This window comes from Flavobacterium panacis (assembly GCF_024649945.1).
Taxonomy (GTDB): Bacteria; Bacteroidota; Bacteroidia; order Flavobacteriales; family Flavobacteriaceae; genus Flavobacterium; species Flavobacterium panacis.
The window spans coordinates 18514-34743 of sequence record NZ_JANKMS010000016.1 but is presented as its reverse complement, the minus strand read 5'-3'; the positions used below and the strand labels follow the sequence as shown (position 1 = coordinate 34743).

10 protein-coding genes are annotated in these 16230 nt (G+C 35.0%); all 10 read left to right on the top strand.

The annotated features are described in order from the left end of the window. The first annotated feature begins 5 nt into the window (after positions 1 to 5). The 10 genes from NQQ59_RS23680 to NQQ59_RS23635 all read left to right on the top strand — a co-directional run bounded on the left by NQQ59_RS23680 (position 6) and on the right by NQQ59_RS23635 (position 16079). Positions 6 to 1541, top strand: coding sequence for a RagB/SusD family nutrient uptake outer membrane protein (locus NQQ59_RS23680; protein WP_144212205.1), 1536 nt, complete (start codon positions 6 to 8; stop codon positions 1539 to 1541). A 434-nt stretch (positions 1542 to 1975) separates the two neighbouring features. Further along, positions 1976 to 5113 carry a SusC/RagA family TonB-linked outer membrane protein gene (locus NQQ59_RS23675; protein WP_144212207.1) on the top strand — a complete coding sequence of 1046 codons (3138 nt, stop codon included), beginning with the start codon at positions 1976 to 1978 and terminating at the stop codon, positions 5111 to 5113. 22 nt (positions 5114 to 5135) lie between these two features. After that, positions 5136 to 7079, top strand: coding sequence for a RagB/SusD family nutrient uptake outer membrane protein (locus NQQ59_RS23670; protein WP_144212209.1), 1944 nt, complete (start codon positions 5136 to 5138; stop codon positions 7077 to 7079). A 286-nt stretch (positions 7080 to 7365) separates the two neighbouring features. Further along, the gene (locus tag NQQ59_RS23665) at positions 7366 to 8841 is read left to right on the top strand and encodes a sialate O-acetylesterase (RefSeq protein ID WP_257698456.1); all 1476 of its coding nucleotides are present in this window, start codon (positions 7366 to 7368) and stop codon (positions 8839 to 8841) included. Between the two features lie 49 nt (positions 8842 to 8890). Further along, positions 8891 to 9910 carry a family 43 glycosylhydrolase gene (locus tag NQQ59_RS23660; RefSeq protein ID WP_144212212.1) on the top strand — a complete coding sequence of 340 codons (1020 nt, stop codon included), beginning with the start codon at positions 8891 to 8893 and terminating at the stop codon, positions 9908 to 9910. Positions 9911 to 9912: 2 nt separating this feature from the next. Continuing rightward, the gene (gene rhaM, locus NQQ59_RS23655; protein ID WP_144212214.1) at positions 9913 to 10242 is read left to right on the top strand and encodes an L-rhamnose mutarotase; all 330 of its coding nucleotides are present in this window, start codon (positions 9913 to 9915) and stop codon (positions 10240 to 10242) included. Between the two features lie 120 nt (positions 10243 to 10362). Next, positions 10363 to 11712 carry a glycoside hydrolase family 88/105 protein gene (locus NQQ59_RS23650; RefSeq protein WP_144212216.1) on the top strand — a complete coding sequence of 450 codons (1350 nt, stop codon included), beginning with the start codon at positions 10363 to 10365 and terminating at the stop codon, positions 11710 to 11712. 206 nt (positions 11713 to 11918) lie between these two features. Further along, entirely contained in the window at positions 11919 to 13253 is a 1335-nt protein-coding gene (locus tag NQQ59_RS23645) for a TolB-like translocation protein (RefSeq protein WP_144212218.1), read from the top strand. 86 nt (positions 13254 to 13339) lie between these two features. Continuing rightward, complete coding sequence (locus NQQ59_RS23640; protein ID WP_257698455.1) at positions 13340 to 14731, top strand: family 43 glycosylhydrolase; 1392 nt, start codon at positions 13340 to 13342, stop codon at positions 14729 to 14731. 19 nt (positions 14732 to 14750) lie between these two features. Further along, positions 14751 to 16079, top strand: a complete 1329-nt coding sequence (locus NQQ59_RS23635) for a rhamnogalacturonidase (RefSeq protein WP_144212219.1) — start codon at positions 14751 to 14753, stop codon at positions 16077 to 16079. Positions 16080 to 16230 lie beyond the last annotated feature (151 nt).

The following is a 16230-nucleotide window of genomic DNA, read 5'->3' as shown; positions in this document are numbered from 1 at the left end:
GAAAAATGAAAAAATATATCTTCATAGCAGCAAGTGCTTTATTGTTATTTGCACAGTCATCTTGTACAGAGGAGCTGACACAGTTGCCTTTGTCTCAGGGAACAATCGAAAACTTTTATGCAACTCCAGGCGATTTTGTACAGGCCAGAAATGCTACTTATTCTATAGCTTTTCACGGAACTTCTGTTTACGGTTATGCAAACCGATTAATGAACTTAAGCGAAACCAGATCGGATAACTTGATGGCGACAACACAGGCTTCAAGAGATTGGGAAGGAATCAACAGTTTTTACACTTCGATTAGTTCTAATACGTATGTAAAAGAAGCTTATTTAACTAATTACAATGCGATTTATAAAGCCAATCAGTTATTGGAAAAAATTGCTGAAAAAGGAGATGCGATTTTCACCAATCCAGCTGATAAAACTTCAATGGCTGCAGAAGCTCGTTTTTTAAGAGCGTTTTGTTATTTTGATTTAGTAAGATGGTTTGGTCGTGTTCCTTTAATTGATAAAACTTTGACAGCTCAGGAAGCAGCAAAAATTCCAAGAACAGCTGTTGCAGATGTTTATAAATTAATTATTTCAGATTTAGAACAGGCGATTCCAGATCTTGCTCCATCTTATGATACTGCAAATTTTGGACGTGTTACTAAATATGGTGCAAAAGCATTACTAGGATTGGTTTACATGACACGTTCAAGTCCGACTTACGGAATTGATGGCGCCACATTAGGATTAAATGAATGGGATAAAGCATACAAAGAATTAAACGACATTAAATTAAGTGGTTTATATACTTTTGGAGCAGAGTACGATCCTATTTTTAAAACAGAAGGAAATGCTAATAAAGAAAATGTATTGGTAATTCCGTATACTCAAAATATTTCAACTCCCGTAGGAGGTAACTTTATGGTAGAATTGGGTTACGAGCCTTATTTTGCTTCTTTAAACTTGTCAGCGCAGGGAGCTTTAGAGTCAAGACCAATTTCAAACGGATTTATGAGTTTGTTTGCTGCAACAGATAAAAGAAAAATTTTCGGTATTGCGACAAGTTATACTGTGGCTTCTGGAACTTATAAAGGTAGTTATACTCTTCCGGTTTTTAAAAAATACATAGATGCAACAAGATACGGAAACGGTCGTGAAGACTGGGGTGTCGATTTTATGATTACACGTTACACAGATGTATTGATGTTAATGGCTGAATGCACGCTTCATGGTGGCGGAGGTTCTCAAGCAGAAGTAGATGATATTGTAAACAAAGTAAGAACCAGAGCAGGAATTACGGCAAATGCTTCTAATATTACATTAGATCAATTATTTGAAGAAAGAAGAAAAGAGTTTTTTGCAGAAGGAACAAGATGGTTTGATTTAATAAGATCAGGTAAAGCGGTAACAATTATGAACGCTTGGAAAGCTGCAGAAGATACTGAAAACAAAATCAGAACTATTGATAATAATTCATTGTTATATCCAATTCCATTATCAGAACTGCTTGCGGTTCCTGGATTATATGATCAGAATCTTGGTTACGATTAATAAATTTTGCCCCAACATTATTTTTTGTTTTTGAAGAAGAAAATCGTCTCATTTGAGACGATTTTTTTTTGGATTTAATCATCAGAAATGAGTTTGTATACTGATAAAATAACAGATTTCTGAAAAATAGTTTTTTTGAATATAGAAATCACACTTATTTTACGTGTTAATTTGTTTATGTTTAAAAATTTTTGATAAAAATTGCGACTATTTATGTTTATGTCTTTGTTTGGTTTGTTTTTGATATTTTTTTGTTCCTTCCTTTAAAATCAAGGCTTGGCAGGATTTTACTGTTAAAAAAAACTTAATAAGCGTATTTAACACACTGTAAATTAAGGTGGTAGCAGGTGGGTTTCACAGGATACTACAGGACACTACGAAATTTACTTCTAAATAAATTTGATTAACTAATTATTTAACCAAATTTAACTTTTATGAAAAACAATTTGAATGTGCTGCTGCTAATAGGCATGCTTGTATTATTTCATGCAACCGGCTATGCGCAGAACAAAGTAGTGAAAGGTACTGTTAAAGACGCTACCGGATTACCGATTCCGGGAGTTAATGTACTCATTAAAGGAAGTCAGAATGGTGTAAGCACAGATCTGGACGGAAGTTACACCATCAATGCGGCTTCAGGAGATGTTCTTACTTACAGTTTTATCGGTTTTAAAAAACAAGAAATTCCTGTAGGACAGGCATCTGTTTACAATGTCGTACTGAAAGAAGATGACAATTCTCTGGAGGAGGTAGTCGTAGTAGGTTACGGTGTAAAAAAGAAAAAGGATCTTACTGGATCGATTGTAAGTGTGAATGCTGAAGATATTGCTTCAAGACCGGTTGTGAATGCGGTTCAGGCCATGCAGGGTAAAGCTGCCGGTGTAGATGTAGCATCTACAGAACGTCCGGGAACAGTTGGAGCTATTACCATTCGTGGCGCTCGATCTATTTCGGCATCAAACGCACCTCTTTACGTTGTAGATGGTATTCCTTTAAATTCAAGGTTGGTAACTGATGCTTCAACTGGAAAAATTAGTGTAGATCCTAATTCAGGAGGTATAGACTTTTTAAATCCAACAGATATCGAAACAATTGACGTTTTAAAAGATGCATCAGCAACAGCGATTTATGGTTCTCGTGGTGCAAACGGAGTTATTATTGTAACGACGAAAAAAGGTAAAAATGGAAAATTTACATTGAATTACGACACTTCGTTAATGACGGAAACCATTCATGAAAATGCTCCAATGATGACTGCTGGTGAATATATTGAATTTCGTCGTTGGGGAAGATATTACTCTAATCCATCCGCTTTTCCAAAGGGTGATGCTCCAAATATTGAAAATGACCGACTGATCTTTTTGGCTTCTGCCGATCCAGCAGCATGGGCAAATGTCGAAAAGGGATGGAGAGATGCCAATGGAAATCTTACTACAACTTGGGATGGATCTAAAGTGGCTACTACAGACTGGAGTAAATTTGTAACCAGAACAGGTAATACACAACAGCATACCATTGCAGTTAGTGGTGGAACTGAAAAAATGAAAGGGTATGGTTCCTTTGGATATTTAAATAATACCGGAACCCTGTTCGGACAAAGTTATGTGCGTTACAGTGGTACTGCAAATGTTGATATTACACCGACCAAATGGTTTTCAATGGGTGTAAGTCTTAATACAAGTTATGGTATAAATGAATACGGACAGTCTAATGTAGGAAGAACTGCTGTAACTAGTTCAACTGGAATTTATGCAACAGCGAGAACAAATCTTCCTTATGCCGTTCCTTACGATGCCAATGGAAACAGAATTGACAATCCAGGAGGAGACTCTACGATTAGAACTCCTGTTGATGAATATAAATTATCTCAAGATCAACGTGTAACACTTCGTGCTTTTGGTAGTTTGTATGCTCAGTTTGACTTAGGAGCAATTTCTTCTAAATTAGACGGATTAAAATACCGTATCAATTTCGGACCAGATCTTACTTCTTACCGTGACGGGGTTTATTTAGATGGTAAATCGGCAATTCGTTCAGGAACAAGTTTTGCTTCTTTGGCAAATGAAAAAACCATTTCATATACGCTAGATAACTTGCTTTTGTATAACAAAACTTTTGGAAACCATAGTATTGGCGGAACATTGTTAATGAGCCAGACAGAATATCATAATGAGAATAGTGCTATGTCTGCTAATGATATTAAGAATCCAGCAAACAAATGGAATGCTTTAAATCCAGCAAACGTTACTCTTGCAGGATATTCTTCAGGATTAGTAGATACTGGCTTATTGTCTTATATGGGAAGAATAAGTTATGGTTATACTGATAAATATTTGCTGACGGCTTCTGGTCGTTATGACGGAGCTTCACAATTAGCTGCAGATAATAGATGGGCGTTTTTTCCGAGTGCATCTGCAGCATGGGTAATTAATAAAGAAAAATTCCTTGAAAATGTAAGCTGGTTAAACCAATTAAAAATTAGAGTTGGTTATGGTGTTACTGGTAATGCAGCCGTTCCAGCATATGCTACTCAGCCACCGTTGATTGGTATTGTATATCCAACTGGATCTGGTGTGGTAAATAACACTTCTTTAGGGAATGTTGATTTAGGTTGGGAAAAAACAGCACAGTTCAACTATGGTATAGATTTCTCAGTATTCAGTAACAGAATTTCAGGAGCTTTGGATTATTTCACAAGTAAAACAACAGACTTATTACTAAAAACAAGTGTTCCAACGCCTGGCGGGGTTAAAGATACTTACAGAAACGTGGGAGAAACTGAAGGTAAAGGTGTTGAGTTAACTTTGAATACAATAAACGTTGCAGTTAAAGATTTTGAATGGTCAACTAATCTTAGTGCTTCATATCAGCAGAACAAAATTGTATCACTTCAAAATGGAAAATTTGATGACATCAATAACAATTTGTTTATTGGGGATTCGCAAAATGTAATTTATGGTTTCGCATCAAATGGAATATGGAAACCCGAAGATGCTGATGAAATGGCGAAGTTTAATGCTGCTGCTGGTTCAAATATTTTCTCTTTTGGTAATGCAAGACCAGTTGATCAAAATGGTGATTATAAAATTGATGCTAATAATGACCGTGTTATTATTGGTTCTAAAGATCCTAAATATATCGTCGGGATGACTAATACTTTGACATACAAAAATTTAGATTTTTCAATTTTTGTTTATGGTCGTATGGGATATTTATATGATACTTTAGGTGAGAATGAAGGAGCAAAGGGAAGTCAGAGACAAATCAATTATTATACAGATAATAATACAAATGCAGAATATCAGAAACCAATTTATTCTGCTGGAACTGGAGATCCTTATTTCCCAGTATTAGGTTATAGAAATGGTTCATTCTTAAAAATAAGAAACATTTCTCTTGGGTATCGTTTTGATAAGGAATTTGTAGAAAAATTAGGTCTTGCAAAACTAAGATTGTACTGCCAGGCTAATAATTTAGGGATGATTTTTACTAAAGTGAAATGGACTGATTTGGACACGCAAACAACTGCGTCAAACCGTGGTATGACTTTAGGACTGAATGTCGAATTTTAAAATAATTCAAAAAGACAACATTATGAAAAATTATAAAAAAAGATATATTAATTTGATGCTGCTTGCCGCTTTAACTTTGAGCACTTCATGTAATAAAGATTTTCTTGACGAAGAACTGACTACAGCATATAATAAAGATTATTATAAAACCGAAGCAGGAATTCAGGCTTTGGCAATTGGAACAAATTATCAGGTTTTGGCAGCCGAATTTGTAGGCGAAGTACCTCTGGCAGTTTCAGAATCAGGGACAGATGAATTCCATGCTGGGGGTGACCCTTCAAACTGGATTTGGAATTCCTATTCTTCAGGTTTCAAAGCTTTTGTAACGGTTAATAATGCGAATACTGTTGCGGCAAATACCAATTGGGATAATTTATATATCGGAGTAGGAAATGCAAATCAGCTTATCGAAGCTGCTACTGGTATTGTGTCAACTAATGACGCTATTAAGAAAACAGCATTGGGAGAAGGATATTTTTTAAGAGCTTTTAGTTATTTGAAATTAGTAAGTCAGTACGGAGCTGTACCTTTAACTCTGAAAACAAGTCCAACAGTTCAGTTAGAATTCACAAGAGCAACACCACAGGAAGTTTTAAATCAGGTGATTGCAGATTTTACACAAGCTTATAATTTACTTTCTAATGCGGGAGCTCCTGCAAAAATCACGAAAGATGCAGCAGCACATTATTTGGCAAAAGCCTATTTGTTTCGTGCGAGTGAAATTAATGATGCTTGGAATGCAGCAACAAAAACAGCTGACTTACAACAAGTAGTAACTTTATCTGATGAGGTTATTTCGCATCATCCACTGGCGCCAAATTTTGATAATTTATGGAATTATACTACTGCAGATGGAGCAAATGAGAAACTTGGAGAGTTGATATTATCCGCGCAGTTTAACAATAGTACTTTGACGACAGGTGGAAATCAGCAGCATTTGTATTTCCTTTCTACTTATGACCAGTTGCCACAAATGAGACGTAACCTTGCTGGGGGAAGACCTTTTAGCCGTTTGGCACCTACTTATTTTGTGTATGATGTTTTTGATCATGTAAACGATTCTCGTTTTTGGAAAAGTTTTCAGACAAAAAGTATTGTCAATAATGCATCAGGAGCTATTTATAAAAATGGTGACTTAGGAATTATGTATGTCGTAAACAATGCTTCCGATACTCGATTTGCAAAAACTAAAAATACAGATGCCATTATTTATTCTAAAACAGGAAAAACAATTCCGAGTGTGTATGTGGCTTATGCAGCAGATAAAGTAGGTTTAATGGCCGATGTAAGATTTCCATCTTTAAGCAAATATATGGACGGAAACAGAATTGATTTGAGTAATATAAAAGGATCTCGTGATATCATATTGGCTCGTTCTGCAGAAACTTATTTGATGGCTGCTGAAGGAAAAATACGTTTAGCAAAAGCAGGATCAGCTTCTTATGCCGATGCGTTGCCTTACATTAATACTGTTCGTGCCCGTGCCGCTTATAAAGCAAGTGAGAATCGTTCGGCATATGTCGATGGATCTGCAGCATGGACAACTGGAGGACAAGCAGGAATTCCAATTTCTTATATTCCTGAAAATTCATATTACGAATCAAACAATATTGCTGTTACAACCAATGCTACCAGCTTGACAATAGCAAGTGTTTCTGCACTTCCTGCTGAGGATATGGCGATAATTACAAAATTAGGTTACGGATCAGATTATGATAGAATGTTATGTTTGGTTTTAAACGAGCGTACAAGAGAGCTTTGTGGTGAGTTTCATCGTTGGCAGGATTTGAGCAGAACTAAAACTTTGATAGCAAGAGCGAGAGCCTATAATATCGAGGCATCGCCAAATATTCAGGATTATCATAATTTACGCCCAATTCCTCAGACTTTCCTTGATGGAGTTTATTCAAGTGGAAAACCTTTGTCTGCTGAACAGAAAACGGAAATGCAGAATCCTGGATACTAATATTCTATTGTTGAGTAAACAGGATTTAATAAATCCATTTTATTATTAGTAATTTTTCTAAAACCGTCTTTTAGGAGGCGGTTTTTTTATAAGTATCAAATGACTTAAACTAATTAGAGTTTTAGCGTTACTAAAATTTAATTACAGGAAAGAACAGGATACCGATACCGTTATAGTGCTTTATCTTTAGGAAATTAAGATTAAAATTATTGAATCAATGATTTGTAGAAATATTTTTTTTGTTTTATTTATTTTTTTAGGAATAAAATTAACAGTCAATGCACAGGTGAAATTACCAGCATTGGTTGGAGATAACATGGTTTTACAGCAGAATTCAAAAGTGAATTTATGGGGATGGGCAGCTCCAAATGAAAAGATTATGATCTCTTTAGGATGGCAAAAAAATCCTGTTGAAACAGTGGCAAATCCTGATGGGAACTGGAAAATTGCTGTAGAAACGCCAAATGGAAGCGAAAAGCCCTATAATATTACAATTAAAGCTTCAAATAACATCATTTTAAAAAACATTTTGATTGGGGAAGTCTGGATTTGTTCAGGTCAGTCTAATATGTATTTTCCTGTTGGAAAAGAAGATGGAACCTGGAAAACAGGTGTTAAAAATTATGAAGAAGAAATCCAAAATGCCAATTTTCCATCTATAAGATTGTTTACAGTATTAACGAAAGCTTCCCAAAAACCACTCGATGATATAACAGGAAAATGGGCAGAATGTTCACCAGCTACAATCAAAACTTTCTCGGCAGTTGCTTATTTTTTTGGTAGGGATTTATACCAGAATTTAAAAGTTCCAATCGGATTAATTTCAACTTCTTGGGGAGGAACAAAAGCTGAAGCCTGGACTTCGCAGTCTGTTTTGGAGCAAAACACAGATTTTATTCCAATATTGGAACAAGATGCAAAGAATGAAAAGATATTTCAGGAAAAACTAGAAAAGTATTATGCTGATTTAAAGAATGAAAGACTTGCGAACAACAATGATTCTTCATTTAAAAGTCAGCTTAAAAAGCCTAAAAAAGAAGAAAATAAAACGTCGTATGTTCTTTACAACGCCATGCTTCATCCTTTGATTAATTATACCATAAAAGGTGTGATCTGGTATCAGGGCGAAAGCAATGCAGAAAAAGCATTTTTGTACAGAAGTCTTTTTCCAGCCATGGTAAAAAATTGGAGAAGCGACTGGAATCAGGGGGATTTCCCTTTCTATTATGTTCAGATTGCCCCACATAAAGGACAAAATCCAGACATCAGAGAAGCACAATTTATAGCTTCAAAATCAATATCAAATTCAGGTATGGTGGTAACGACAGATGTTGGAAACGCAACAAATATCCATCCGATTGATAAACAAACGGTTGGTTATCGTTTGGCTTTATTTGCAAAAGCAAAAACTTACGGATATAAAAATTTGATTTATTCAGGTCCGACTTACAATCACATGGAAGTTAAAAAGCATTCGATAGAATTATTTTTTGATGATGTAGCAAATGGATTTAAAAAGAGCAAAGAAGATTTAAAGGAATTTGAAATCGCAGGAAAAGATCAGGTATTTTATCCTGCATCAGCAAAAATCAAAGGAAAAACAATTTTAGTTTCTTCCAAACAGGTAAAAGAACCAGTTGCAGTACGTTTTGCATGGAAAGCGGTTCCAGAGCCTAATTTATTCAACGCAGAAAACTTACCAGCATCACCTTTTAGAACAGATGATTGGGAGAATAAACCAAATAATAATCAAGGTAAATAATCTGCAAAATCTGCAGAATCTGCGAGAGAAATTTTTAAACAAATTGGGAATGAAATTAAACTTAAAATATCTTTTTTTAAACCTTGTTGTTGTGTTTTTCAGCATAACAATGAATGCACAAAAAGAAGCAAAAAAAGATTCGAAATCTATTGCGCCAAAGCCGCTTTACCGAGATCCAATTTTTGACGGAGCGGCCGATCCAACCATTATATGGAATGAAAAAGAGAAAAAATGGTTTATGTTTTATACGAATCGAAGAGCAAAAGATTCAACCGCAAAAGGAATTACTTGGGTGCACGGAACAAAAATTGGCGTGGCAACATCCATTGATGGTGCAAAATGGATTTATAAAGATACTTGTTCAATAAATTATAAACTAAAAGATGTAACCTATTGGGCGCCTGACGTTATAAAATACAAGAACAAATATCATATGTATTTAACGATTGTTCCCGGAATCTTTAATGACTGGTATCATCCACGTTCGATCATTCATCTGACAAGTTCTGATTTAATGAATTGGAAGTTTGAATCTGAACTAAAACTTGCTTCTGATAGATGTATTGACGCCTCTGTATATAAGTTGCCAAATGGAAGCTGGAGAATGTTTTACAACAATGAAAACGATGGAAAATCAATTTATTATGCCGACAGTAAGGATTTATACAATTGGGTTGATAGTGGAACAAAAATTATAAAAGATAGAGGAGAAGGACCAAAAGTCTTTAAATGGAAAGGAAAAAACTGGTTGATTTCAGATTCATGGCGAGGTTTGAATGTGTATTCCTCTGAAGATTTTTTAAACTGGAAACGTCAGGAAAAGAACATTCTTCAAACTCCTGGAACTGGCGAAGACGACAAGGTAATTGGTGGTCATCCAGATATCATTGTGAGTGGAGATAAAGCTTATATTTTCTATTTCACACATCCAGGAAGAACTCCTGAAAATAAAGGAGTAGATAGTTACGAAACAAAAAGAAGTTCTATTCAGGTGGCAGAACTCGAATATATAGACGGTGAAATTGTCTGTAATAGAGATAAACAGGTTCTAATAAACTTAAAACAGTAAAGATGGCAGAAAAAAATTCAATTCGAAATGCGTTCAAAATGCAATTAAAATCTGGTTTTGAAGCTGAATATAAAAAAAGACATGACGAAATCTGGCCAGAATTATCGGCTCTACTTTCAGAAACAGGAATACAAGATTACAGTATTTTTTTAGATGAAGAAACACTAACGCTTTTCGCAGTGCAGAAAATTAGCGCAGATTTTGATGAAAAGTATCTTCCAAATCATCCTATCGTAAAAAAATGGTGGGCTTATATGGCTGACATAATGGAAACAAATCCGGATAATTCGCCCGTAGCCATTTCTTTAAAAGAGGTGTTTTATTTGGAATAAATCATAAATTTAAAGAACTTACTACACAGATAAATAGTTGATTACTATAATTCTTTCTTCAAAAGGAATGAATAAGGTAAATAGCTAATATATTTTTTACTAACTAAAATAACAGTAACCATGAATTATAAACTAACCACAATAACTTTATTAGCCTTTGGAGTTTTTTGTACAGCAGAAGCGCAGAAAACAGATGCAACTGCTCCATTACATTTATTGCAGCCTGATTATCCAACTCCTTATGTTATTCCGAAAAAAGAAGATATAAAAGTCGTATTGGATCGTGTCTTTAACTTTTTGGATAAAAATTCAGCTTCAAAAATTATTGATGCTAATACTAAAGCAGAAATAACAAACTATAAAAAAGGAAATCAGGATATTGTTTTTGAGCCAGGCGCATTTAGACTAACCAGTTATGAATGGGGAGTGACTTATGCCGGAATGCTTTTGGCTTCTAAAGCAACAGGCGAAAAATATTATGCTGACTATTCAAATAAGAGAATTAAGCTGATAGCTGATATTGCTGAAAATTATAATGAAAAGAATATTAAGGATAAAGATATGCTTAAAACACTTCATCCTGAGGCATTAGATTTTGCAGGAGCTTTGTGTGCGGCATTCATCAAAGCGAAAAAAGAGGGTTTAAAAGCCAATATTGATCCTTTGGTAAACAATTATATTGACTTCATCAGCAACAAACAATTCAGGTTAAAAGATGGAACTCTAGCAAGAAACAGACCGCAGGACAATACGCTGTGGCTAGACGATATGTTTATGAGTGTACCAGCGCTGGCGCAGATGGCTAGTTATACCGGAAATACAAAATATTTTGACGATGCAGTGAAACAGGTAAATCAGTTTTCTGAAAAAATGTTCAATAGTCAAAGAGGAATTTATATGCACGGCTGGGTCGAATCTATGCAGGTTCATCCCCAGTTTCATTGGGCAAGAGCAAATGGCTGGGCGGTTATGACAATGATTGAGTTATTAGAAGTTCTTCCAAAAACGCATCCGGGTTATCCTCAAGTTTTGGCGCAATTGCAAAAACATATTGCGGGATTGGTTCAGTATCAAGATGGAACCGGATTTTGGCATCAATTGTTAGATCGAAATGATTCTTACTTAGAAACTTCTGCAACAGCTATTTATGCCTATTCAATCGCAAGAGCAATCAATCGCGGTTATGTGGATAAAATGACATATGCTCCTGCAGTTTTATTGGCTTGGAATGCAGTTGCTACAAAAGTAAATGACAAAGGTCAGGTAGAAGGAACCTGCGTAGGAACTGGAATGGGCTTTGATCCTGCATTTTATTACTATCGTCCAATAAATGTTTTTGCGGCTCATGGTTACGGTCCAGTTTTACTGGCTGGATCTGAAGTGATTTTGCTTTTAAAAGACAGTCAGTTTCAAATAAACGATAGCGCGATACAATTAAAAATCGAAGGGAAAGATAATTTACATAAATAGTTTTGAATTATGAGTTATAAATTATGAGTTGTTTGATACGACTCATAATTAATCATTTTTAGATACTTTGAATTGCCTCCAGCTTTAGCTGGAGGTATAAGAATATTGATTTGTCGGCTTTAGCCAAATAAACTTTGTGAGATCAATGCTAAGGAATAAAAAAACTTAGTGTCTTCGAGCCTTTTCGGCCATATACCCAACAACATATGAAATCAACTATAAATATATTTTTTGTATTATTTACTACTGCAGTTTTCTGTCAAATTGGAAAGCGGTTTCCATCAGAAAAAAAGATAATAAAAGACCCAGTTACAGGTCAGGAATTGATTTTTTTGACTACAAAATCGGCTGGAGATTCAAAAACATACCCAACACACCCGCAATGGACAGCTGATGGAGAATGGCTGATTTTTAGAACCAAAAGAGCCAATGGAGATGCTGTTGCAGTTAATGAAAAATCAGGTTTAATGGTTCAGGTTACCGAAGGCGGTTATTCTGGAACTTTATGTATGGCTCAAAAATCGATGAAATTGTATTATATGCGAAAAGCAGATGGAGATAAAATGCAAATCATGGAAGTAAATCTGGAGTCTGTTTTTAAAGATAGTCAGGCAGGAAAGATGAAACCCGTTTCGGCTTATGAACGTGTTTGTGGTATTACCAATCCAGAAATGGGAGCGTCTGGCGATATGGCTTTGGATGCAGATGAAGAAAGAGTTTATTTTAGAATAGGAAAAGAAGAGGCGGCAAGACATCTTGATCCGTCTGTGAAAATTGAGAAGAGTTTTGGTCCAAGAAACATGGGAGCTGGTCCGGGCGGAATTAGCAGTATGAATATCAAAACTGGAGGAATTAAACATGTTGTTTCTGTACCATTTCAAGTGGGGCATATTCAATCGAATATTTGGAATCCTGGTGAGTTGGTTTTTTGTTGGGAAACCGGAGGAAAATCTCCACAACGTACTTGGACAGTAATGGCAGACGGAACGGGATTAAGACCTTTATATCCTGAATCTGATTTTGAATGGGTAACGCATGAAGCTGTGATTTCTAAAGATGAGGTTGCAATGGCAATCATGGGGCATAGAAAAATTGATATTCATAAAGAAACTCCTGTTGAAGTCACAGAGAGCACAGAAGTGAGAAATCCACAAAATCCGGGACAGGAAAGTAATTGGGGAAATTCAGGAACCAGAGAAAAACCAACGGGATTAGCGATTGTAAATTTAAGAACAAGAGAAATGATTATTGCTGGACAAACCAAAAGTGGCAGCGGATTATGGCATGTTCACGGTTCTGCAGATGGAAGATGGGCAGTTGGAGATGATTTTTCAAGAAGCTTGTATTTGATTGATCGAAAAACAAACGAAATGATGATGCTGACAACAGGTCATAAAGAAACTGCAGCCGATCACGTTCACCCAACTTTCAACAGAGATGGAACAAAAATTCAGATTCAGTCGGCGATGCTTTCAGAAGATAATCGAACGCTAAGTATCTGTATTGTAAATGTTCCAAAAGAATGGTTGAAACGTAAATAGAACAGTAAAAAGATACAAGAAAATAGAAAATAGAAAATAGAATGTTTACTAAGATTCATCCCAATTTAAAAAGTTTGCTTAAAGAAATGATTTTTTTATTTCTTTTGATGAATTCTGTTTTGGTATTTGCGCAACAACCTGGAAAATATGATGCTATTAGTTCTGGAACCCCTTGGCTTGACCAAAATGGAAATATTGTGAGTGCACATGGAGCTTGTATTGTAAAAGAAAAAGATACTTTTTATTTGTTTGGTGAAGCACACAGCGATAACAGCAACGCGTTTGCAGGATTTAATTGTTATACTTCGAAAGATCTTTACAATTGGAATTTTGAGCGTCAGGCACTTCCTGTTCAAGAATCGGGAAAATTAGGTCAAAATCGGGTTGGTGAGAGAGTCAAAGTGATGAAATGTCCTAAAACAGCAGAATTTGTAATGTACATGCACGCTGATTCACTTACTTATAAAGATCAATTTGTGGGGTATGCGGTTTCTAAAAATATTGAAGGGCCATATACTTTTAAAGGCCCGATTTTATGGGATGGAAAACCAATTAAAAAATGGGATATGGGAACTTTTCAGGATCAGGATGGTTCTGGATATATTTTGGTTCATGGTGGTGAAATTTACAAATTAAGTGATGATTATAAGTCGGTTACGGAAAAAGTAAACGAAAATATTACAACCGGTTTTGAATCACCAACAATGCTTAAAAAAGATGGATTGTATTATTTTATCGGTTCTCATTTAACAAGTTGGGAGAAAAATGATAACTATTATTATACATCCAATTCAATAAAAGGACCTTGGCAATTTCAGGGTTTAATTGCGCCAAACGAAACATTGACATGGAATTCTCAATCGACTTTTGTTTTGCCAATTCAAGGTTCAAAAGAAACTACCTATATGTTTATGGGCGATCGTTGGTCGTTTCCTAAACAAGCTTCTTCGGCAACTTATGTTTGGCAGCCACTTACAATTTCGGGAACTTCTTTAAAAATCCCAGAATATCAGCAAAGTTGGCAGATCGATTTGCAAACTGGAGTGGTATCTAGACCAAAGAACAAAGATCAAATTTTAAAAAATACAGACAAAGAAATTAAATACTCCGGTAATTGGAATCATTCAAACGAAAATAGCCTTTCAGAAAGTAAATCAGAGGATAAAAATGCCTCATTTTCAATTAAATTTAAAGGACAACAGATTGGTTTTTCAAGTTTTGTGAGCAACGAAAAATGTTATGCCAAAGTTGTAGTTGCAGATGAAAAAGGTAAAACGATTACCAGTTCAATTGTTGACATGTACAGCAAAAATCGAATAGAAACAACAGTTTACAGATCTCCTTTATTAAAAAAAGGAAATTACATTTTATCAGTTTATAATACAGGAGAGAGACCAAATTGGTCGGATAAAAAAAAGACAAATTACGGTAGTACTGGAAATTTTATTTCGGTAACTAAAATCGAAATCAAGAAATAAAAATTAAAAATAAAGTAGAATGAAAAAGTTTTTCAGTTTAGTTTTATGTGTTTTGGGAATTTCTCAAAGCTCATTTTCACAAAAATACAGCAACGACAAATTTCCAGATGGAACAGAAATTCCGATTTGGTTTAAAACGCATACAAAATTAGAGCTAAAAGATTTAGGTAAAAAATACACCATTACTGATTTTGGAGTAAGTAAAGATAGTACCAAAATTCAGACTAAAGCCATTCAAAAAGTAATCGACAAAGCGTCTGCAAGTGGTGGAGGTGTCATTGTAATTCCAAAAGGAGTTTTTCTGAGTGGCGCTTTATTTTTTAAACCTAAAACAACCTTATACGTTAGTGAAGGAGGAGTATTAAAAGGTTCTGATAACATTGCTGATTTTCCTATTATGCCATCAAGGATGGAAGGACAGAATTTAGATTATTTTCCAGCTTTAGTAAATGCTTACGGAGTTGATAATTTTTCGATTTCAGGAAAAGGAACCATTAACGGAAACGGAAAAAAATATTGGGATGCTTTCTGGGCGCGTCGTAAAGAAAATCCAAAATGTACCAATCTTGAAGTTTCAAGACCAAGATTAGTGTTTGTTTGGAATTCGAATAACATTCAGTTTCAAGATGTGAAATTGATAAATTCAGGTTTTTGGACGAATCATTTCTACAAATGTAATAATGTGAAATTATTGGATTTGTATATTTTTTCACCGCATCTTAAAGACAAAGCACCAAGTACCGATGCAATTGATATTGATATCTGTACGAATGTTTTAGTAAAAGGCTGTTACATGTCGGTTAACGATGATGCAGTTGCTTTAAAAGGAGGAAAAGGTCCATATGCAAATCAGGATCCAAATAATGGACCTAATAAAAATGTAATTATTGAAGATTGTAATTACGGATTTTGTCATTCGGCTTTAACTAATGGAAGTGAATCAATTCACAATAGAAATATCATTATGCGTAACTGCAAAATTGATGGAGCTTCGAGAATGTTGTGGCTAAAAATGAGACCAGATACACCTCAAAATTATGAGTATATTAGAGTGGAAGATATTAAAGGTTCAGCTAAAACTGGTCTGGCTGTTTTTGCCTGGAAGCAATTTTTTGACTTAAAAGGTCGTCCAGATATTCCTCTTTCTTATGGAGATAATGTAACATTGAAAAACATCGAATTGAAATGCGATACTTTTTACGGTGTTGAAAACGATCCCAATGTTCGCTTGTCAAATTTCACTTTCGAAAACATAAATGTGGAATCGGCTAAAACAGAAATTGATAAGAGTCTTATTAAAAATGTGACTTTTAAAAATGTGTATGTGAATAAGAAGTTGGTTGAGTAAAAGTTACGGAGGGGCAAAGTAACAAAGTAACAAAGTAACAAAGGGACAAAGGGACAAAGGGACAAAGGTTTTTTGCTTCGAATAAAACTTAAAAATTTAAATAATTTTATTGAATTGCCTCCAGCTTTAGCTGGAGGTATAAAATAACACT

Coding starts and splice junctions, on each gene's coding strand:
- NQQ59_RS23670 (WP_144212209.1), top strand. CDS start 5,136: ATGAAAAATTATAAAAAAAGATATATTAATTTGATGCTGCTTGCCGCT.
- NQQ59_RS23675 (WP_144212207.1), top strand. CDS start 1,976: ATGAAAAACAATTTGAATGTGCTGCTGCTAATAGGCATGCTTGTATTA.
- rhaM (WP_144212214.1), top strand. CDS start 9,913: ATGGCAGAAAAAAATTCAATTCGAAATGCGTTCAAAATGCAATTAAAA.
- NQQ59_RS23680 (WP_144212205.1), top strand. CDS start 6: ATGAAAAAATATATCTTCATAGCAGCAAGTGCTTTATTGTTATTTGCA.
- NQQ59_RS23635 (WP_144212219.1), top strand. CDS start 14,751: ATGAAAAAGTTTTTCAGTTTAGTTTTATGTGTTTTGGGAATTTCTCAA.
- NQQ59_RS23645 (WP_144212218.1), top strand. CDS start 11,919: ATGAAATCAACTATAAATATATTTTTTGTATTATTTACTACTGCAGTT.
- NQQ59_RS23650 (WP_144212216.1), top strand. CDS start 10,363: ATGAATTATAAACTAACCACAATAACTTTATTAGCCTTTGGAGTTTTT.
- NQQ59_RS23640 (WP_257698455.1), top strand. CDS start 13,340: ATGATTTTTTTATTTCTTTTGATGAATTCTGTTTTGGTATTTGCGCAA.
- NQQ59_RS23660 (WP_144212212.1), top strand. CDS start 8,891: ATGAAATTAAACTTAAAATATCTTTTTTTAAACCTTGTTGTTGTGTTT.